Below are 19114 nucleotides of genomic sequence, written 5' to 3'. Positions count from 1 at the left end.
CGGTCGTGTCTCGTGTGTCGTATGTGGTCGGCCGTGCGTCGTCGGCCGTGCGTCGTCAGTCGTGTGTCGTCGGTCGTGCCTCGTCAGTCGTCAGTCGTGTGTCTGCAGTGCCTGGCTCCGTCGTCCCCTCCGCTCAGGCCGGAACCACCAGGCTCAGCAGGAGCACTCCGCCGAGGCCGAGGACCGCGAGCACCGTGGTGTACGTGGTGCGGGCCTTGATGGCGTCGGTGACGTCCAGGTTGAAGTACTCCTTGAAGAGCCAGAACCCGGGATCGTTGACGTGGCTGAAGGCGATCGAGCCGCAGGCGGTGGCGAGCACCGCGAGCTCGGGCGAGACGCCGCCCGCCGCGACCAGCGGCGCCGCGATGCCCGCAGCGGTCGAGACGGCGACCGTCGCGGAGCCCAGGGCGATCCGCAGGATCACCGCGATCAGCCAGGCCAGCACCAGCGGGTTCACCGCCCAGCCACTGGTGAGATCGGCGATGTAGTCGCCGACGCCCGCTGCCGTGAGCACCTCCTTGAAGGCGCCGCCGGCGCCGACCACCAGGATGATCATGGCCATCGCCTTGGCGCCGCCACCCATCGAGCTCGCGACCTCGGTGAGGCTGTGCCCGAGCCGGGGGCCGAGGGCCCAGGTCGCGATCACCAGGGAGATCAGCAGCGCGACGGTGGGCTCCCCGATGAACGTGATCACCGATGCCAGTGCACCGCCGCCGGGAGCCGCGAGGTCGTACACGGCGCCGCCTGCGATCAGGACCACCGGGATCATCGCGATCACGACGGACAGGGCGAGGGAGGGCATCTCGTCCTCGGTGAACTCCTTGTCCGAGACGAGCCCCGAGGGGATCGAGGGGTTCATCCGACGCACGAAGGGCAGGCGCGGCCATACCATCGCGATCAGGGCGCCGGCGGGCAGGGCGATCAGGAGGCCCAGCAGCAGCGTCGTGCCGATCGAGGCGTTGTAGAGCCCGGCCACGGCCGTCGGCCCCGGGTGGGGCGGCAGGAAGCTGTGCATAGTGGACAGCGTGATCGACATCGGCAGGGCGACCCACATCAACCTCTTGCCGGTGGTCCTCACCAGGGTGAAGGCGACCGGCACGATGATGATGAAGGCGACCTCGTAGAACATCGTTCCGCCGATGATCACCGAGGTGACGATCATGGCCCACTGCACGCCGCGCTCACCGAAGGCGCGGGTCAGGGACAGGGCGATGCGCTGGGCGGCGCCGGCGTCGCCCAGCACGCGGCCGATCATGGCGCCGAGGCCGATGACGATGAGGGTCGAGCTGAGCTGGTCGCCCAGACCGTCCTCGATCAGGGAGGGGATCGCCTCGAGGCCGGCGCTCTTGCCGTCGTAGGTGAGGTTGCCGGTGGCGACCGCCCACAGGCCGACGAGCGCCGAGACGAGCAGGAGGGCGACGAAGCCGTTGAGCTTCAGGCGCGTCATCAACAGGACCAGGAGCACGACCGCCAGGGCGACGATGACCAGGGGCATGGGATTCCTTTCGCAGCAGGAGGGCGGCTCGGGTCAGAGCTCCGAGAGGGCCTCGACGACCGTGCGCAGCTCGTCCCGCAGGCCGGGATCGACCTCGCGGGCGGGGGCGATGCAGGTACCGGCGTCGATGCCGGCGACCCGCAGCCCCTCCTTGAGGACCAGGGGGAACGTCGCCCTGTCCACGAGCACGCGCAGCGCGGCGAGCGCCTCCTGGAGCTCGGCGGCGCGGTCCCGGTCGCCGGCACGGAAGGCCTCGTAGATCCCGGCGACCACGTGCGGGGCGACGTTCCCGGTCGAGGCGATCGCACCGTCGGCCCCGGCCTCGAGGGCCGCGAGGATCCGGGAGTCCAGGCCCATCAGCACGCAGAAGTCCTCGGGGCGCTCGGCGAGGATCCTGCGCACGCGAGGGAGGTCGCCGGAGGAGTCCTTCAGGCCGATGATCCCGCCGACCTGGGCCAGCTGCAGGACGGTCTCGACCTCGAGGTCCACGTGAGTGCGGCCAGGGTTGTTGTAGAGGATGACGGGCAGCTCGGTGCTGTCGGCGATCGCGGTGAAGTGCGTGATCAGCTCACCCTGGGTGGGGGTCATGAAGTACGGGGTGAGCACCGAGAGGGCGTCGACGCCGCCCACGGACTCGACCATCCGCGCGGTGCGGATGCAGTCCCGGGTGGTGATCTCGCTGGCGCCGGCGTAGACCGGCACGCGCCCGTCGACGTGCTCGACGGTGATCTCGACGACCCGCTGCTTCTGCGCATCGCTGAGGCCGTAGATCTCGCCGCTGCTGCCCAGCACGAAGACCCCGTGCGAGCCGCCCTCGATGACGTGGTCGAGGACGCGGCGCAGGCCGTCCTCGAGGAGGGAACCGTCCTCGTCGAGGGGCGTGACGAGGGCGGGGATGATGCCGTGAGGCGTGCTCGCGGCATTGCTGACGGATCTGCTCATGCGTCTGCTCCAGTGCAGGGGATGATGTGCAGCCCCTACGTTCACATATGTGGACACCGAATCACAAGAGCATCACGCGTTCTCCTTTCGAAACGTCGGGTCGACCAGGTGGCGGCGGTTACGATCGGGCCATGGGGAAGAACGAGGGGAAGAACGAGACGCCCGGGACGTCCGCGTCCCGCGAGGTGAAGTCCGCGGCGAGGACCCTGGAGGTCCTCGAGTACCTGGCCGGACGGCAGGGAACGCTCACCCGGCTGCGCGAGGTCGCCGACGCCCTCGGCGCGCCACGCTCCTCCACCTACGCGCTGCTGCAGACCCTCGTCGCCTGGGGCTGGGTGCAGACCGAGCCGACGGGCACGTACTACTCGATCGGCATCCGTGCGCTGCTGGCCGGCATCAGCTACATCGACCGCGACCCCCGCGTGCGCCTGGCCCGCCCGATCCTGGCCGACGTCTGCGCGAGCCTCGGGGAGACCGTCCACCTCGCGCGACTCGACCGCGACCAGGTCGTCTATCTCGCGACCGTCGAGTCCCACGAGTACACGCGCCAGATGCCCCGGGTGGGACGCAGGCTCCCGGCGGCGCACACCTCCCTGGGCAAGGCGATCCTCGCGGAACGACCCGAGGACGTGCCCGGCGAGATGCCCGCCCCGCTCACCCGCTACTCCCACACCTCACTCGAGGAGCTCCAGGCCGATCTCGCGCTGGCCCGCGATCGCGGCTACGCCGTGGACGAGCAGGAGAACACCGAGGGTCTGCGCTGCTTCGGCTTCGCCCTGCGCTGCGACAGCCCGGTCGTGGACGCGATCAGCTGCTCGGTCCCGCTCGGGCGCCTCACGGCCGAACGGGAGGCGGAGATCATCACGGCGATGGAGGCCGCGCGCACGCGGATCGAGGACTCGGCGCCCGTGACCGGCTCGTCGATGGCCTGAGGGGATGGCGCGGGCGGTCGGGCGGCGATAGTGGCGAGCTCGGCGGCGTGGCGAGCTCGGCGGCGTGGCGAGCTCGGCGGCGTGGCGGCGGTGAGGCGGTGCGGCGAGCTCGGCGGCTTCGGGCGGCGAGGCGGGCGTATTGCGAGTCGTGGACTGCGGACGGCGGGCCGCGGCGGGACTAATAGCGCATCATCTGCCATATATGGCACAGCGTGCGCTATACGTCCCTCGCAGGCCCAACCGCCGCCTCACGCCGCCTCGCGGAAGACGCCCCGACGCCGCCGGGCCACACCGCACGCCCTTCCGACGCCCTTCCGACGCCCACAGCTCGGACCGCCGCCCGGCGGATACCCCACTCGGCCTGCCACACGCACTGAGATCCCGCCTCACCCCGCCTCACTCACCCCACCGCGCGGCCGAACTCCTCGGCGTACGCGGCGCGGCGGCGCTCCTGCTCCACAGGATCCGGCACCGGCAGGGAGGCGATCAGTCGGCGGGTGTACGGATCCTTCGGTGCCTGCAGCACGTCCGGCCCGTGACCCTCCTCGACGAGTCGCCCTTGGTATAGCACGCCGATGCGGTGTGCCAGGGAGTCGACCACCGCCAGGTCGTGGCTGATGAAGAGGGCGGCGAATCCGAGGCGTTCCTGCAGCTCGCGGAAGAGATCGAGCACGGTGGCCTGCACGGAGACGTCGAGCGCGCTGGTGGGCTCGTCGGCGATGAGCAGTTCCGGGTCCAGCACGAGTGCGCGGGCGAGCGAGACGCGCTGACGCTGCCCGCCGGAGAGCTCGTGGGGGTAGCGGCGGCGGTAGTCGGCGGGGAGCTCGACGGATTCGAGGAGCTCGCCCACCCTGGTCGAGCGCTGGGCGGCCGAGAGTCCCCGGTCGTGGACCACGAGCGGCTCGGCGATGCACTCCTCGATCGTCAGGTGCGGGTTGAACGAGGTCGCCGGGTCCTGGAAGACGAAGCCGATGCGTCGGCGCACGGGCTTGAAGGCGCGTTCGCGGAACCGCAGCATCTGGTGGCCCAGCACCGCGAGGCTGCCGTCGGTGGCCTTCTCGAGTCCGGCGATGGTACGGCCGATGGTGGTCTTGCCCGAGCCGGACTCCCCCACCAGCCCGAAGACCTCGCCCCGGCGGATCGTGAGGTCCACGCCGTGCACGGCACGGAACGCCGGACGCCCCAGCCGTCCTGGGTACTCGATGACCAGGTCCTTCGCCTCGACGAGGGGGTCGGCGCCTTCGATCTCCTGCTGCCGCTCGGGGCTCAGCGCGCTCCAGGCGCTGCGCCTGCCCAGGTGCGGGACGGCCGCGAGCAGCTTCCGGGTGTACTCCTGCTGCGGGTCGGCGAACAGGTCCCGGACGCCGGCGCGCTCGATCACGCGACCGCGGTGCATGACGGCGACGGTGTCGGCGAGATCGGCGACCACTCCCATGTTGTGGGTGATCACGATGATCGAGGTGTCGAAGCGGTCGCGCACGTCGCGCAGCAGGTCTAGGATCTCGGCCTGCACGGTGACGTCCAGCGCGGTGGTCGGCTCGTCGGCGACGATCAGCTCTGCTCCCATGGCCAGGGCCATCGCGATCATGATGCGCTGCTTCTGCCCGCCGGAGAACTCGTGCGGGTACCGGTCGATGCGCTCGGAGGGATCGGGGATGCCGACCGCCGTGAGCGCCTCGACCGCCTTCGCGCGGATCTGCTTGCGCGTGAGCTTCGGCTGATGGGCGCGCAGCCCCTCCCCGATCTGCCACCAGATCGGGAACACCGGGTTCATCGCGCTCGAGGGCTCCTGGAAGATCATCGAGACGTCCTCGCCGCGCAGGGCGCGCAGACGTGCACCGCTGAGGCCGACGACGTCCGTCCCGGTGACCAGGACGGCGCCGCTCGCCTCGGCGGTCTCGGGCAGCAGCCCCAGGATGCTGCGGGCGGTCACGGACTTCCCGGAACCGGATTCGCCGACGACGGCGAGGATCTCACCGGGAGCGACCTCGAGGCTGACGCCGTCGACCGCGTGGACCTCCCCGGCGTCGGTCGCGAAGGTGACGTCGAGATCGCGGATCGCCAGACGCGGACCACCGCCCTCACGGCCGCCGCGTTCGCCACGGCCATCCCGGCCGCCGCCCTCGCCACGGCCGACCGGACCGTCGCCCTCGCCGGCGTCGGCTCGGTGCTGCAGGGTCTCGCTCATGCCTGCGCCTCCTTCGCGGTCGCGGCGCGGCGCCGGCGGCGCACGCGCAGGCGCGGGTCGTTGAGGTCGTTGATGGACTCGCCCACCAGGGTCACGCCGAGCACGGCGGCCACGATCGCCAGTCCCGGGAAGAGCCCGGTCCACCAGATGCCCGAGGTCGCGTCGGCCATCGCCCGGTTCAGGTCGTAGCCCCATTCGGAGGCGCTCGTGGGCTCGATGCCGAACCCCAGGAAGCCCAGCGCGGCGAGCGTGAGGATCGCTTCGGAGCTGTTGAGCGTGAAGATCAGGGGCAGGGTGCGGGTGGCGTTGCGCAGCAGGTGGGTGCCCATGATGCGGCGGTGCCCGGTGCCGATGACCTTGGCGGCCTCGACGAAGGGCTCGGCCTTCAGCCGCACCACCTCGGCGCGGATCACCCGGAAGTACTGGGGCACGAACACCACGGTGATCGAGATGGCTGCGGCCAGGATGCCGCCACCCGCGCTCGACTGCCCGCCGGAGATCACGATCGACATCACGATCGCCAGCAGCAGGGAGGGGAAGGCGTAGATCGCGTCGGCCAGCATCACCAGGATCCGGTCGAGCCAGCCGCCCACGTACCCCGAGAGCAGACCCAGGGCCACCCCGAGGAACAGCGAGAGGACCACGGCGCAGGCCATCACCGCGACCGCGGTGCGGGTGCCCCAGATGACGCGGGAGAGGACGTCGTAGCCGGCGACCGTGGTGCCCAGCAGATGGGAGGACGAGGGCGGCTGCTGGGTGCCGAAGGAGGTGCCGTCGGCCGCGGTGTCGGCGAAGCCGTAGGGGGCCAGCAGCGGCGCCAGCAGGGCGGTCAGCAGCAGGCCCGCGACCAGCACCAGGCCCGCCACGAGCATCCCGCGCTGCAGGCCGACGCTGCGTCGCAGATGGCTGATGATCGGCAGACGCTTCAGCCAGGAATCGTTCGCGGTCGCCGCGACGACGGCGGCCTCGGCCTCGAGACCGGCGTCCTGCTGCGCGGAGGCGCTCTCACCGGGAGGCGGGGGCGAGGGGAGCGTCATCTCAGTACCTCACTCGGGGGTCGATGAGGGCGGCGATCACGTCGACCACGAAGTTGGAGATCGCGACGATCACCGCGAGCATCATGACGATGCCCTGCACGGCCACGTAGTCGCGGTTGGCCATGTACTCGGCGAGCATGTAGCCCAGGCCCTTCCACTCGAAGGTGGTCTCGGTCAGCACCGCGCCGCCCAGCATCATCGCGACCTGCATGCCCATAACGGTGATGATCGGGATCAGCGCGGGCCGCAGGGCGTGCCGGCTGGTCAGACGCGCTTCCCGGACGCCGCGGGAGCGGGCGGAGTCGACGTAGGGCATCTCCAGGGTGCCGATCATGTTCGTGCGCACCAGGCGCAGGAAGATGCCCCCGGTGAGCAGGCCCAGCGCGATCGCGGGCAGGATCGCATGACTGATCACGTCGGCGAGCAGCGACGCGTCCCCCAGCCGGATCGCATCCAGCAGGTAGAAGGGCGTGGGGTTGAGGATCTTCCCCATCGTCAGCTCGCCGCGGCTGGAGATGCGCCCGGCCACCGGGAGCCAGCCCAGTCCCACCGAGAAGACGAGCTTGAGCAGCAGGCCGACGAAGAACACCGGGGTCGCGTACCCCAGGATCGCGAGCACGCGCAGGGCGAGATCGCCCCAGCGGTCGCGCGAGCGGGCGGCGAGCATGCCCAGCGGCACCCCGACCAGGAGCGCGACGATCACCGCGTAGATCACCAGCTCGGCGGTGGCGCCGCCGTAGGTGGTCAGGATGGTCGCGACCGGCGTGTGGTCGGTGTAGGTGGTGCCGAAGTCCCCGCGCACCACGCCCCACAGGTAGTCGAGGTACTGCACGGCCAGCGGACGGTCGTAGCCGGCCTCTGCGCGGCGCTGGGCGAGCTGCTCGGGCGAGAGGCGCCCGCCGAGCGCGGCGGTGATCGGGTCACCGGTGATGCGCATGAGGAAGAAGACCACCGTCATCAGGATCAGCACGGTGGGGATGATCAGCAGGAACCGCGTGAGGATGTAGCGGCCCAGGCCGCCCCCACCGCGCCGGCGCGTGGAGGCCGGAGCGGCGGGAGTGGGGGCGGGAGCGTCCTGTCGGTCCTGGGCGACGTCCGCGGTCACAGGGCGAACGGCACGAGACGGAGCTTGAAGGAGGAGTCCAGGGTGACGCCCTTCAGGTCCTTCGTGGAGATCGCGATCTGTGCACCCTGCAGCAGCGGCAGGGTGGAGACGTCCTCGGCGACCTTGTCCTGGACCTCCACGAACAGCTTCTCGCGCTCGCCGGCGTCCTCCGTGCCGCGCTGCTGCGCGATCAGCTTCTGGACGTCGGCGTTGTCGTAGTGGTTGGACAGGAAGTTGTCCTTGATGAAGAACGGCGAGAGGTAGTTGTCGGCGTCGGAGTAGTCGGGGAACCATCCCAGCTGGTAGGCCGGGTAGACGTCGGCCACGCGGTCCTTGGAGTACTGGACCCACTCGGTGGACTTCAGGTCCACGGTGAACAGACCGTCGGCCTCGAGCTGCGACTTCACGGCCGCGTACTCGTCGCCCGAGGAGCTGCCGTAGTGGTCCGGGTTGTACTGCAGGCTGAGCTTGACCGGGGTCTTCACGCCGGCGTCCTCCAGGCGCTTCTTCGCCCGGGCCGCGTCCGGCTTGCCCTTGCCGTCGCCGTACATGGTCTTGAACTGGTCGCCCGCCCCCGGCAGCCCCTCGGGGATGTACCCGTACAGCGGCGTGTAGGTGTCCTTGTAGACGGAGGTCGCGATGGCCTGACGATCGATGAGATCCGCGGCCGCCTGGCGCACGGCCTGCGCCTTCTTCGGATCGGCCTCCTCGGTCTTCGCACCGTAGGGGTTGGTGTCGAAGTTGAAGACGATGTAGCGGATCTCCCCGCCGGGGCCGTCGTGCACGGCGACCTTGTCGTCCTTCTCGAGGTCCTCGATGTCGGTCGCCGACAGCGAGCGCCACACGCAGTCGACGTTGCCCTGCTGGATGTCCAGCTTCATGTTGTTCTGGTCGGCGTAGTACTTCATCGACACCTGGGCGGTCTTCGGCTTCCCGTACAGACCCTTGTAGCCGTCGAACGCCTCGTAGGCGACCAGCTCGTTGAGCTTCCAGCTGCTGATCGAGTAGGGGCCGCAGAAGGCCTTGGCCTTCACGATCTCGTCGTCGCCGAGGACCTTGTCGGCAGGGAAGGTGTCCTTGTCGACGATCGGGCCGGCGGGGCTGCTCAGCACGTACGGGAAGGTCTGGTCGTTGGGCTCCTTGAGGTGGAACTCGACGGTGAGGTCGTCGACGACCTCGACCTTCTCGAGGTTCGCCAGCAGGCTCGACGGACCGTTGGGATCGGCGATCGCGACCTGGCGGTCGAAGGTGTGCTTGACGTCCTCGCTGGTGAGCTCGTTGCCGTTGGCGAACGTGAGGCCCTCGCGCAGCTTCACCGTGTACACGGAGTCGGAGCTGAAATCGGCCGACTCCGCCAGGTCGGGCTCGGGCTTGCCGTCCTTCGAGCCGATCTTCGTGTTCAGCAGGTAGCCGTAGACCTGGGTCCACACGGTCGAGGAGCCGTTGTCGTAGGCGGCAGCCGGGTCCAGCGCGGTGACCTTGTCAGTGGTGCCGACGGTGATGCTGTCCGAGTCCCCGCCTCCCCCACCGCCGTCACCGCTGTCGCTCGTCTCCGCGCAGGCGGTGAGGAGCACGGGGACACCCGCGAGAGCGAGAAGCACGGAGCGGCGTCGAGGGGCGAATGCGGCGTCGAACATGGATCCTCCGGGGGAGAGTCGGGATCGCAGGGGCCGACGGTGGCCGCCTGCGCACACCACGTCGGGATCAGGTGCCGGACCCGGTCGAGGCCCGGTGGCGGGGCGTTGGCGGCCCGGTGGCGGCCCGATGGCGAGGGCGCCGCCGAGCCGTGTGCCCACGGGCTGACGCCGGTTCGGCGATGCGCCGGATGTGACGGTCCCCACGAGGCGGTGTGGCACCGAAACCTAGCATCCGATCCGGGGTTCCGCTGGGCCGCGGGCCTGGACGTGACGCCCCGTTTCCGAATCGTGACGTGGGAGGGGGTGGGGAGGGCGGTGACGTGGGGGTCGGTGGGGCCGGGCGGTGGGGCCGGGCGGCAGGGTCGGTCGGGTGTGGGCGCAGGGCAGGCGGGTTGCGGGCGTGCGGCGGGCGGGTGTGGGCGCAGGCCGGGCGGGTTGCGGCTGGGCTTCCGGGCTTCGACGGGACTAATAGCGCATCATCTGCCTTATATGGCACACGATGCGCTATGAGTCCCTCCGCGGCCCACGCGCCCGGCATCACACCCTGCCCAGCCCAGCCTCACTCCGGACCCGACCCCTGCCCAGCCCCGCCCCACTGCCTCCCCTACCCAGACCCACCGGCCCCGCCCGGGCCCCACCGAACCCCCACCCCACGTGGCACTCCGGACGGCCCGGCCCCGCCGCTGTTGCGCCGGGCGCTCGCGCGGCGTACCTATGGAGCATGACCGCCGCGCACCCCGCCCCCCACCTGGGGGATGACCGCAACGACTACCTGGCCGGATCGCTCGCCGACGAGGCGCCCGCAGACCCCATGGGCCTCTTCGACGTCTGGATGCAGGACGCGTTCGCTCGCCGCGAGGAGCACGGCGACCTGCCCGATCCCACCGCGCTCGTGCTCTCCACCGTCGATCGTGGTGACGACGGCGCACCCCGCCCGCGGTCCCGCACGGTGCTGCTGAAGGCGCACGACGCGTCGGGCTTCGTGGTCTACACCAACAAGGACTCCGCCAAGGGGCGGGAGATCGCGACGGACCCGTGGGCGACGATGCTCTTCCCCTGGTACCCGCTGCAACGGCAGGTCCGCGTGGACGGCAGGATCGAGGACGTGGCCGACGAGGTCTCCGATGCCTACTGGGCGCGGCGCCCCCGCGGCTCCCAGCTCGGAGCCTGGGCCTCGCACCAGTCCGATCCCGTCGGGACCCGCGAGGAGCTCGACGCGCAGTACGCCGCGGTCGAGGATCGCTTCGCCGAGCAGGAGCAGATCCCCCGCCCACCCCGCTGGGGCGGGTACCTCCTGGTGCCCGACCGGATCGAGTTCTGGCAGGGGCGAGGGGGGCGCATGCACGACCGCATCGTCTACTCCCCCGCAGCCGACGGGGCGACGTGGGAGCGCGAGCGGCTCCAGCCCTGATCCCCGCGATCGGGACCGCCCGGCACGCGCAGACCGTCCGGCGCCGCCCCAGCAGGTCTCAGACCCGGTCGCCCTCGCGCGAGCGGCGGCGCGGCACGATCAGGGGCGTCCCGCTCTGCGGGTCCCTCGCGATCTCGGCCTCGAGCCCGAAGACCTCGCGGAGGAGTGCTTCGTCGATGACCTCGTGGGGGGCGCCCTGGGCGCGAACCCTGCCCTCGTGCAGGACCACGATCTCGTCGGCGTAGCGGGCGGCCTGATTGAGGTCGTGCAGGACGGCGACGACGGTGCGACCGTCGGCCCTCATGTCCTGGCACAGGTGGAGGACGTCGATCTGGTGGGCGATGTCCAGGAAGCTGGTGGGCTCGTCGAGCAGCACGTGCTCCGTCTGCTGGGCGAGGACCATCGCGATCCATGCCCGCTGCCGCTGCCCGCCCGAGAGCCCTGTGACCAGGGTTTCCGAGACGCGGTCCACCCCGGTGGCGCGCATGGCGGTCTCGACGGCCTCCGCATCCCCGGGGAGCCGGCGGCGCAGCGCCGAGCGGTAGGGGTGGCGTCCGCGGTCGACCAGTCCGCGCACGGTGATGCCGTCGGGGACGACGGGCTCCTGCGGGAGCAGGGCGAGGCGCCGGGCGATCGCTCGCGAGCGGTGCTCGGCGAGCGGCCTGCCGTCCAGGAGGACACGACCCTCGCGCACGGGCAGCGTGCGCGCCAGGGCCCGCAGCATGGTCGACTTCCCGCAGCCGTTGGGGCCGACGACAGCCGTGAACCGTCCCTTGGCGAACGTCAGGCTCACCTCGTCCAGGACGACCTTCTCGCCGTAGCCGACGCTCGCGCGGTCCAGGGCGAGTGCGGACGTCGCCGTCTCGCCGGGGTCCGTCGTTGCGCCCGTCTCGGCGCTCGTCGTCGTGCCGTTCATGCGGTCGTCCTCCTCCAGGTGCGGATCAGCAGGAAGCCCAGATAGATCCCTCCCAGTCCCGCCGTGACCACTCCCACCGGCAGTCCCTCGAGGAAGGGCACGGCCTGGACGGCGAGGTCGGAGACCAGCAGGGCCAGCGCGCCGACCAGCGCCGAGATCATCAGATGGGGTCCTGGGGAGCGCACCAGTCCGCGGGCGATGTGGGGGGCGGCGAGGGCGACGAACGCGATCGGCCCGGCCACGGCGACGGCTCCGGCGCACAGCACCACCGAGAGGATGATCGCGGCGGTGCGGGTGCGGACCGCTCCGGCACCGAGCGCGTCGGCCAGCTCGTCGCCCATGTCCATCACCAGCAGCTGATGACGCAGCAGCGCTGCCAGCGGCGCGCACACCGCGAGGGCGACCGCGATCATCACCACGTGCTGCATGCTGCGTGAGTTCAGCGAGCCCACGAGCTGGCCGGCGAGTTGGGAGCCCTCGTCGCGCAGGACCACCGCGACCACGTACTGGGTGACGGCGAGCGCCATCGCTGCCACGGCGATCCCGGCGATGATCAGGCGGGACGGCGAGGCGAAACCGCGTCCGGTGGCCAGGTACACCAGGCCGATCGCGACCAGCGCACCGGCGAGGGCGCCGACCCAGGCGGAACCGGGGCCGTCGGAGACGAGCGTCGTCAGCGCCAAGCCAGCACCGGCCCCGGCACCCAGCCCGATCACGTCGGGACTGCCCAGGGGGTTGCGGGTGACCGACTGGAACAGGGTCCCGGCGATCCCGAGGGCTGCGCCGGCGCCGGCGCCCACCAGAATCCTCGGCCCCCGCATGCGGGTCAGCACGATCTCGGCGGGCCCGTCGCCGTTCCCGGTCAGCACCGCGAGCGCGTCGGCCGGGCTCACGCCCAGCTCACCACGGGCCAGTGTCCACACACCCGCCGCGATCGACAGCAGCACGAGCACGACGCCGATCAGCGGCCCCCGCAGCGAGGCCTGCGGCGCCTGTCGATCGGGGCGATCGCCGCCGCGGGCACGATCGACCTCGTCGGGACGATCGCCGCCGCCGTGCCGGGCCGCGTGCCCCTGCTCCTGCGCCTGCCCGCGCCCCTGCCCCTGCTCCTGCTCCTGCTCCTGCTCCTGCTCCTGCTCCTGCTCCTGCTCCTCGGCGAGATTCTGGCGCTCGTGGCGGCGCGTCCGGAGACTGTCGCTCATCGGTCGGTCACCGCCCCTCGGCGCACGGCCAGCAGCAGGAACGGGGCGCCGACGAAGGCCGTGACCACACCGACCATGAGCTCCTCGGGGCGGACGATGACGCGGGCGACGACGTCGGAGGCGACGAGCAGAGCCGCTCCCAGCAGCAGGTTCATCGGCAGCTGCCAGCGATGGTCCGCGCCGACGATCCCCCGCACCAGGTGCGGGACGGCGAGGCCCACGAACGCGATGGGGCCGGCGGCGGCGGTCGCGGCGGCGGCGAGCAGAGCGGCGGCGGCGAGCCCCGCCCCGCGCACGAGCCGGACCGGGGAGCCGAGCGAGATCGCGACGTCGTCACCCAGGGCGAGGGTGTTCAGGGCGGGGGCGACGGTGATCGCGAGAACGAGCCCTGCCAGGAGGACGGGGGCGACGGTGGTCAGGGTGCCGAGGTCGGCGCCCGTGAGCGAGCCGACCACCCAGTAGCGATAGGAGTCGAAGACCGCGGGCATCTGCAGGATGAGGCCCTGCACGACGGCCCCCAGCACCGCGGTGACCACCGCGCCGGCGAGCACGAGGGGCACCACGGACCCGGTGCCGGCGGGCCTGGCGACGAGGTGGACGAGCGCCACGGCGGCGAGGGCCCCGGGGATGGCCGCGATCGCAGCGGTGCCGCCGCTCACGGACCCCGCGAGGGCGGTGACCACGACGATCGCGAACGAGGCACCGGAGGTGACGCCGAGGAGCCCCGGTTCGCCCAGCGGGTTGCGGGTCAGCCCCTGGATCAGCTGGCCCGAGACGGCCAGGGCGGCGCCGACGGCGAGCCCGACGACGGTGCGCAGCGCACGTTCGTCGATGATCAGCGCCATCCGCTCCTCGCCCCGGCCGCCGAGCGCCGCGAGGACCTGCGGCAGGTCGTTCGCGCGGGAGCCCAGCGCGAGGCTGAGCAGGCACACGACGAGGACGAGGACGACGCCGAGTGCCAGCGCCAGCGGGGGCGGGAGCCTGCGGGTGCCGCCGAGCAGAGCGCGTCCCGGGACCCGGGCGTTCTCCGCCCTGGTCCCGGGATCAGCGGGTGCAGCAGTCCTCACGCCAGGACCTTACTTCTGGACCTTCGTGACAGCCTTCTCGATCATCGGGACGTAGCGCTCGAGGGCCCACGGGACCGTCAGCGGGTTGATCATCGAGGAACCGGTGACGAAGGACTGGTCGGTGGGAGCGACGAGCGCCCCGGCCTCGGCGGCGGGGATCTTCGCGTACAGCGGCTGGGACTCGACCTCCTTGCGGTTGGCCTGATCCGAGTAGAAGGTGAAGATCAGGTCGGAGTGGTCGAGCATGTCGGCGTTCTCGAGCCCGATGGACGCCGAGTCGGTCCCCTCGACCTCGTACTTCGAGATCTCGTCCTTGATCGGGTCGACCTTGAGCCCCAGCGCGCTGACCATCGCCACCCGCTGCTCGTCGGGGTAGAACACGCCCAGGGTGCCCTTCCCGGAGTTGTAGATGAAGGAGAAGGTCAGGTCCTCCCACTCGGCCTGCTTGCGGTCGGTGAACTCGTCCTCGATGCCCTGGATGAGCTCGTCGGCCTTCGAGGGCACCCCGAGGGCGGTGCAGATCGTGCTGATCTGCTGCTTCCAGGTGATCACCCACGCCTCCTTCTCGTAGGCGACCGTGGGCGCGATGTCCTTGAGGACCTCGTACTGCTCCTTGGTGACGCCGGACCAGGGCGCGAGGATCAGGTCGGGCGCCAGAGCGAGGATGGCCTCGGTGTCGAGCTCGGTCGAGCCCTTGATCAGCTTCGGGAGCTTGCCGTTCTTCTTCTCGATGGCCTCGCGCACCCAGGGGAGCTGGCCCGAGTCGTCCGCTCCCCAGGCGTAATCCTCGACGCCGACGGGGATCGTGCCCAGCGCGACGCAGGTCTCCGTCGACCCCTGGCCGAGGGTGACGATGCGCGTCGGCTTCTTCTCGATGACGGCGCTGCCGAGCGCGTGCTTGATGGTCACCGGGAAGGCGCCGGAGGAGTCCTTGTCGTCCGAGGACTTCTCGTCGGCCGAGGTGGAGCCGGTGCAGGCAGCGAGCGCGAGTCCCAGCGGGGCGGCGACGGCGCCGGCCAGGAGGGTGCGTCGGCCCGGGCGCGCGGCGCGGGAGTCGTCGGGGCCCGACGGTGCGAGGGGATGGCGGGTCATGGCGGTACGGTCTCCGTTCCAAGTTTCTTCGGATGGAGCCGGGCGCGCATCCGGTGGGGCATCCGTATGCGGGAGAGTCGTCCCCGTGGGGCACGAGGCCCCGGGGTTAGGGTCGACTACTCCATGGCTTCGGCGGCCCTCACTCTACGGTGCCGTGCCTGGACACGACCACGCCCGTCCGGAGGATGGGTGGCGGGTCACACAAGCCGACATGCCGGACGTGCCGGGCACGGAAGCCGGTGGGGACCAGCGGAGACGGACCCGGCGCGGCGAGGCCGGACGGGCGCCGCGCCCCTCCCCTGCTCCGTGCCCTCTGTTCCCTACTCCGCGCCGGATGCCTGCAGCACGTCGAGCCGCAGGACGTCGATGTCGACGTCCCCGTCGATCCCTGCGACGGACCCGTCGAAGCGCACCTGCCACAGCGCCCAGTCGCCCTGCGCGGGGCGCTTGCCGTCCTGGAAGAGCCAGTCCGGGCGGTCCTCGGTGGCCCCGAGGCCGTAATGGTTGCGCCAGTCGACGGAGGAGTAGAGCAGCACGGGCCTGCCCCATGCCTCCTCGACCTTCTCGAGGAAGGCGTCGACCTGCGCGTCGGCCTCCTTGACCTCGGGGCGGTTCTCGCAGGCCCCGTCGAACTCGAGGTCCAGGGCGGGCGGCAGCGCGTCGTCGCTGGGCGGGACCGCGCGCAGGAACTCCTCGGCCTGCTCGGCCCCTGGCGAGCACAGCGTGAAGTAGTGATAGGCACCGGGGGTGACACCGTTCTGGCGGGCCCCGCGCCAGTTGGCGTTCAGTCTCGGATCGGTGTAGCCGGCGCCCTCGGTGGCCTTGATGTAGGCGAAGCCGACACCGTCACCGCGCACCTTCTCCCAGTCGATCTCCTCCTGGTGCGCGGAGACGTCGATCCCCAGGTTCTCCTCCTGCCCCAGCGTGCCCTTCCCGGGCAGCTGGGACAGCGCCGGGGCGTCCGACGGCGTCTCGGAGACGGCGAGCTCGGCATCGCCGCTCCCTCCCCCGCGGCCCGCATCGGATCCGCCCTTGCCGTCGCGCCCGAGCAGAGCAGTGCAGGAGACCACGACCAGCAGGATCACCAGCAGCAGGCAGCCGCCGGCGGCGACCTGGCGGCGTCGCACCTGGACAGGGCTGTACTTGGGACGCGGACGCGATCCGGTCGGTGGGGGCGAGGAGGACGTCATTGCTCTCGGGGCCTCCGGGAGGGGTGGGGGCAGGGACGGGACCGCTGCGCGCGGGGACGGCGGACCGCATCACCGGGGAGCGGCCCGCCCGTTCCCGTCAGCGGGCGTGGACCTCGACGAAGGCGCGCAGCAGCTTCGCGGCGTGGTGGACGTCGACCGGGCTCACCCGCTCGATCAGCGCCTCCTCCTCGGCCGGGTCGAAGTAGCCGTTGTCGCGGTAGGCGTGGATCCGGCCGATGAGCCCGTCGTTGTCGAGCTCGGGGTGGAACTGGGTGGCGTACTGGCAGCTGCCGACGCGGAACATCTGCACGGGGCAGCGCTGGCCGGTGGCCAGCAGCACGGCGTGTGCGGGCAGCACGTGCACGGCCTCCTTGTGGCCCACGAAGGCGAGGAAGCTGTCGGGCACTCCTGAGGCCTTCACCAGCGGGTCCTCACGACCCGCGGCGGTGAGCTCGACGTCGATCCCGCCCACGGGCTCGCCGTAGGTGCGATCGACGATCGCGCCCTGGTGCACGCCCAGGGTGCCGACGCCGTAGCAGGCGCCGAAGAACGGGAAGTCGGCCTCGACGACGCGGTCCAGGAGTTCGCCGAGCTCGCGCTCGGCCCGCTTCTGGTCCTCCGACTTGGTGTCGGCCTCGTCGGACGTGTTGTACGGGCTGCCGCCGACGATGATGCCGGAGATGTCCTCGAGATCGATCTCGGGCATCGGCGTGCGGTCGAGCTGGAGGTGGTGCAGCTGCTCCGGGGCGAGGCCGGTCAGACGCAGTGTCGCCTCGTACTCCGAGGCAGCGACCTCGTCCTCGGGACGGGTGGCGATGAGCAGGAACGGTTTCACCCGGTCATTGTGACCCAGAGGTGCGCGTCGGGCGCGAAGACGGTGCTTCCCGGGCGCGGCGGGGAGCCGGGCGCTACCGTTCCCGTCATGAGCGATGACGCGGACGAGCGGCCGAGCGAGCAGCAGATCCTCGCGCTGCGCGACCGCGTGTGCACCGAGCGGGGGCTGGAGGTCCTCGAGCGGTTCCCCGAGGGATCGACCGGCTGGGTGGGTCTGGTGCGTCGGACCGGAGATCCGGATGGGTCGTCCGACGGGTCGGAGCCCCTCGAGGGTCTGGTCCTCAAGGTCACCTGGGCCCATGAGGAGTCCCGGGACGAGGCGCTGGGGCTGCGCGCATGGTCGCTGTCCGACTCCCCCGCCCCTCTCGTGCCCCGCGTGATCGAGGCGCGTCGTCACGGCGCGATCAGCGTGATCCTCCTCGAGCAGGTCCACCCCGGGACCACGCTCGCGCGGAGTGCACTGTCGCCGGAGCAGGAGGACGAGGTGGCCGCCGGGCTGCTGCGGTCGCTGTGGATCCCGGCATCGGAGCTGCCCACCGCAGCATCCGTCCCTGCCGGAGCGCAGGCTCACGGCTTCCGGCCCCTCTCCGCGATGTGTGCCTGGTGGGCCGAGGAGGCCCGCCACCGCCTCGAGACGGATGCTCGCGGTCTGCCCGCACCGCTGATCGCCCGCGGGCTAGGGATGTTCCGCACCCTGCCGCTCGAGACACCGGGCCCCGACATGCTCCTGGCCACCGACTTCCACCATCACAACGTGCTCGCGGCGCGCGAGGACCCGGGCACGTCGCTCGCCGACTGGCGGATGATCGACCCCAAGCCGTACGTCGGCGACCCCCACTACGACCTGCTGCAGCACATGCTCAACGACGACCGACGACTGACGGCCGATCCGCTCGGGTTCGCGACCCGGATGGCCGGACTGACGGGGCTGGACGCGGAGCGCACGCTCCGCTGGCTGCTCGCACGGTGCGTGCAGGAGGCGGGCTCGATGCCCGGTGCCGCCGAGGGCGCGCTTCAGCTCGCGGAGGCGGGCGTGTGACTGCGCGTACGCGCCGGGGCATCGCGCACTCCGCTCCTGTGCCGGGCAGCCACGCCCCTCTCGACCCGGCTCAGCCCCGCTCCCAGGGCAGCGGCTCGTAACGCGCGAGGCCCCCCGCACTCTCCTCCACCTGAGCGCGCAGGAAGCTCTGCAGCGGAGGACCCCAGTCGCGGTTCAACCGATCCAGCCGGGTGAAGAACCGGCGGGCGGGCCACGACGCCGGCAGCAGCTCGTGGGGCAGGTGGGGATCACGGATCACCGCCGACGTCACCTGCTGGTAGAGGCGGGCCCACGCCTCGAAGGTGGACCACAGTCCTGCCGCGTCGGCCGGGGGCGGACCGCCGGAGAACTGCCTGTCGACCTGCGCACCGAGGGTCTCGTAGGTGCGGGCGATCGTCCCGAGCTCCCAGGCGCGGGACGCCATGTCGCGGGCCTCCTCGAGCGAGGCGGGGATCATCCGTGCGCGGTGGAGCACCGCTCCGGTCGGTGGCTCGCCGACCTGGCCGAGCGCCAGATCCACGTCGGGATGCACGCCGATCAGCACTCCGGGTCGCAGGGTCCCGTACCCATGGAATCGTGCGTAGTAGACCAGGCGGTCGCGGAACCAGCGCGCACCCTCGGGAACCTGGTGGACCAGCGTGTCGAACCCGCCGTCCCAGGGTGTGGGTGGGGCCGCACCCTCGACCTGTCGGAAGCGGCGGGCGAGCACCTCGCCGAGGCTGTAGACGCTGATCCTCCCGCAGGCCTCGACGTCCAGACGCTGGAGCCTGACCATCTTGGCGAGGGTGTTGCGGGCCGCCGACTCCGTCATGTGCAGGTGGGTGAGCATGCGGACCAGCGCGGGGCCGGGCAGGTGGGTCGCGCCGACGGCTGCGAAGACGAACCCGACGTCCTGCGCGCGGTCGGTCCTCCGATAGCGCTCCAGATCGGTCATCGTTCCTCTCACGTTCCGTGCAGAAGTGGTGGGGGTCGGCTGAGCGACCATACCGTGAGTCCACATCCGGTCCGCATCGAAGCCGTGATCCCG

At 71.4% G+C, this 19114-nt stretch carries 16 protein-coding genes; 3 read left to right on the top strand and 13 right to left on the bottom strand.

Features of this window, described 5'->3' with window-relative positions; all coding sequences use genetic code 11:
- Positions 1-133: 133 nt before the first annotated feature.
- Positions 134-1495, bottom strand: a complete 1362-nt coding sequence (locus DEO23_RS01285) for a GntT/GntP/DsdX family permease (RefSeq protein WP_109274197.1) — start codon at positions 1493-1495, stop codon at positions 134-136.
- Between the two features lie 33 nt (positions 1496-1528).
- Complete coding sequence (gene dapA / locus DEO23_RS01280) at positions 1529-2437, bottom strand: 4-hydroxy-tetrahydrodipicolinate synthase (protein ID WP_109274196.1); 909 nt, start codon at positions 2435-2437, stop codon at positions 1529-1531.
- Between the two features lie 131 nt (positions 2438-2568).
- On the opposite strand from dapA, the gene DEO23_RS01275 reads away from it, so the two are divergent.
- The gene (locus DEO23_RS01275) at positions 2569-3369 is read left to right on the top strand and encodes an IclR family transcriptional regulator (RefSeq protein WP_109274195.1); all 801 of its coding nucleotides are present in this window, start codon (positions 2569-2571) and stop codon (positions 3367-3369) included.
- A 400-nt stretch (positions 3370-3769) separates the two neighbouring features.
- Here DEO23_RS01275 and DEO23_RS01270 read toward each other — a convergent pair whose 3' ends face one another.
- Genes DEO23_RS01270 through DEO23_RS01255 form a run of 4 tightly spaced genes read right to left on the bottom strand, consistent with a single transcriptional unit; the run spans position 3770 to position 9336 of the window.
- Positions 3770-5557 carry an ABC transporter ATP-binding protein gene (locus DEO23_RS01270; protein ID WP_109274194.1) on the bottom strand — a complete coding sequence of 596 codons (1788 nt, stop codon included), beginning with the start codon at positions 5555-5557 and terminating at the stop codon, positions 3770-3772.
- Entirely contained in the window at positions 5554-6594 is a 1041-nt protein-coding gene (locus tag DEO23_RS01265; protein ID WP_109274193.1) for an ABC transporter permease, read from the bottom strand. The genes DEO23_RS01270 and DEO23_RS01265 overlap by 4 nt, the downstream gene beginning before the upstream one ends.
- Position 6595: 1 nt before the next feature.
- Positions 6596-7699 (bottom strand): ABC transporter permease, encoded by a 1104-nt coding sequence (locus tag DEO23_RS01260; RefSeq protein WP_109274192.1) that lies wholly within the window; start codon positions 7697-7699, stop codon positions 6596-6598.
- Entirely contained in the window at positions 7696-9336 is a 1641-nt protein-coding gene (locus DEO23_RS01255) for an ABC transporter substrate-binding protein (protein ID WP_109274191.1), read from the bottom strand. Before DEO23_RS01255 ends, DEO23_RS01260 begins: the two co-directional genes overlap by 4 nt.
- A gap of 721 nt (positions 9337-10057) precedes the next feature.
- Between DEO23_RS01255 and pdxH the strand changes: the two genes are divergently transcribed.
- Positions 10058-10747, top strand: coding sequence for a pyridoxamine 5'-phosphate oxidase (pdxH, locus tag DEO23_RS01250; RefSeq protein WP_109274190.1), 690 nt, complete (start codon positions 10058-10060; stop codon positions 10745-10747).
- A 58-nt stretch (positions 10748-10805) separates the two neighbouring features.
- Here pdxH and DEO23_RS01245 read toward each other — a convergent pair whose 3' ends face one another.
- The 6 genes from DEO23_RS01245 to DEO23_RS01220 all read right to left on the bottom strand — a co-directional run bounded on the left by DEO23_RS01245 (position 10806) and on the right by DEO23_RS01220 (position 17049).
- Positions 10806-11663: an ABC transporter ATP-binding protein gene (locus tag DEO23_RS01245; protein ID WP_109274189.1), complete on the bottom strand. Its 858-nt coding sequence runs from the start codon at positions 11661-11663 to the stop codon at positions 10806-10808.
- Complete coding sequence (locus DEO23_RS01240) at positions 11660-12865, bottom strand: FecCD family ABC transporter permease (RefSeq protein ID WP_205678794.1); 1206 nt, start codon at positions 12863-12865, stop codon at positions 11660-11662. The genes DEO23_RS01245 and DEO23_RS01240 overlap by 4 nt, the downstream gene beginning before the upstream one ends.
- Entirely contained in the window at positions 12862-13932 is a 1071-nt protein-coding gene (locus DEO23_RS01235) for a FecCD family ABC transporter permease (protein WP_109274188.1), read from the bottom strand. Before DEO23_RS01235 ends, DEO23_RS01240 begins: the two co-directional genes overlap by 4 nt.
- 9 nt (positions 13933-13941) lie before the next feature.
- Entirely contained in the window at positions 13942-15024 is a 1083-nt protein-coding gene (locus tag DEO23_RS01230) for an iron-siderophore ABC transporter substrate-binding protein (RefSeq protein WP_109274187.1), read from the bottom strand.
- A 320-nt stretch (positions 15025-15344) separates the two neighbouring features.
- Positions 15345-16214, bottom strand: a complete 870-nt coding sequence (locus DEO23_RS01225; protein ID WP_109274186.1) for a GH25 family lysozyme — start codon at positions 16212-16214, stop codon at positions 15345-15347.
- Positions 16215-16311: 97 nt separating this feature from the next.
- Entirely contained in the window at positions 16312-17049 is a 738-nt protein-coding gene (locus DEO23_RS01220; protein WP_109274185.1) for a glutamine amidotransferase, read from the bottom strand.
- 87 nt (positions 17050-17136) lie between these two features.
- Between DEO23_RS01220 and DEO23_RS01215 the strand changes: the two genes are divergently transcribed.
- The gene (locus DEO23_RS01215) at positions 17137-18087 is read left to right on the top strand and encodes an aminoglycoside phosphotransferase family protein (RefSeq protein WP_109274184.1); all 951 of its coding nucleotides are present in this window, start codon (positions 17137-17139) and stop codon (positions 18085-18087) included.
- Positions 18088-18157: 70 nt separating this feature from the next.
- Here DEO23_RS01215 and DEO23_RS01210 read toward each other — a convergent pair whose 3' ends face one another.
- Positions 18158-19021 (bottom strand): PaaX family transcriptional regulator C-terminal domain-containing protein, encoded by an 864-nt coding sequence (locus DEO23_RS01210; RefSeq protein WP_165831688.1) that lies wholly within the window; start codon positions 19019-19021, stop codon positions 18158-18160.
- Positions 19022-19114: the final 93 nt, after the last annotated feature.

It is taken from the genome of Brachybacterium endophyticum, from assembly GCF_003130585.1.
In the GTDB taxonomy this organism is placed as follows: domain Bacteria; phylum Actinomycetota; class Actinomycetes; order Actinomycetales; family Dermabacteraceae; genus Brachybacterium; species Brachybacterium endophyticum.
The sequence above is the reverse complement of the archived record's forward strand: the minus strand, read 5'-3'. Positions and strand labels throughout refer to the sequence as shown.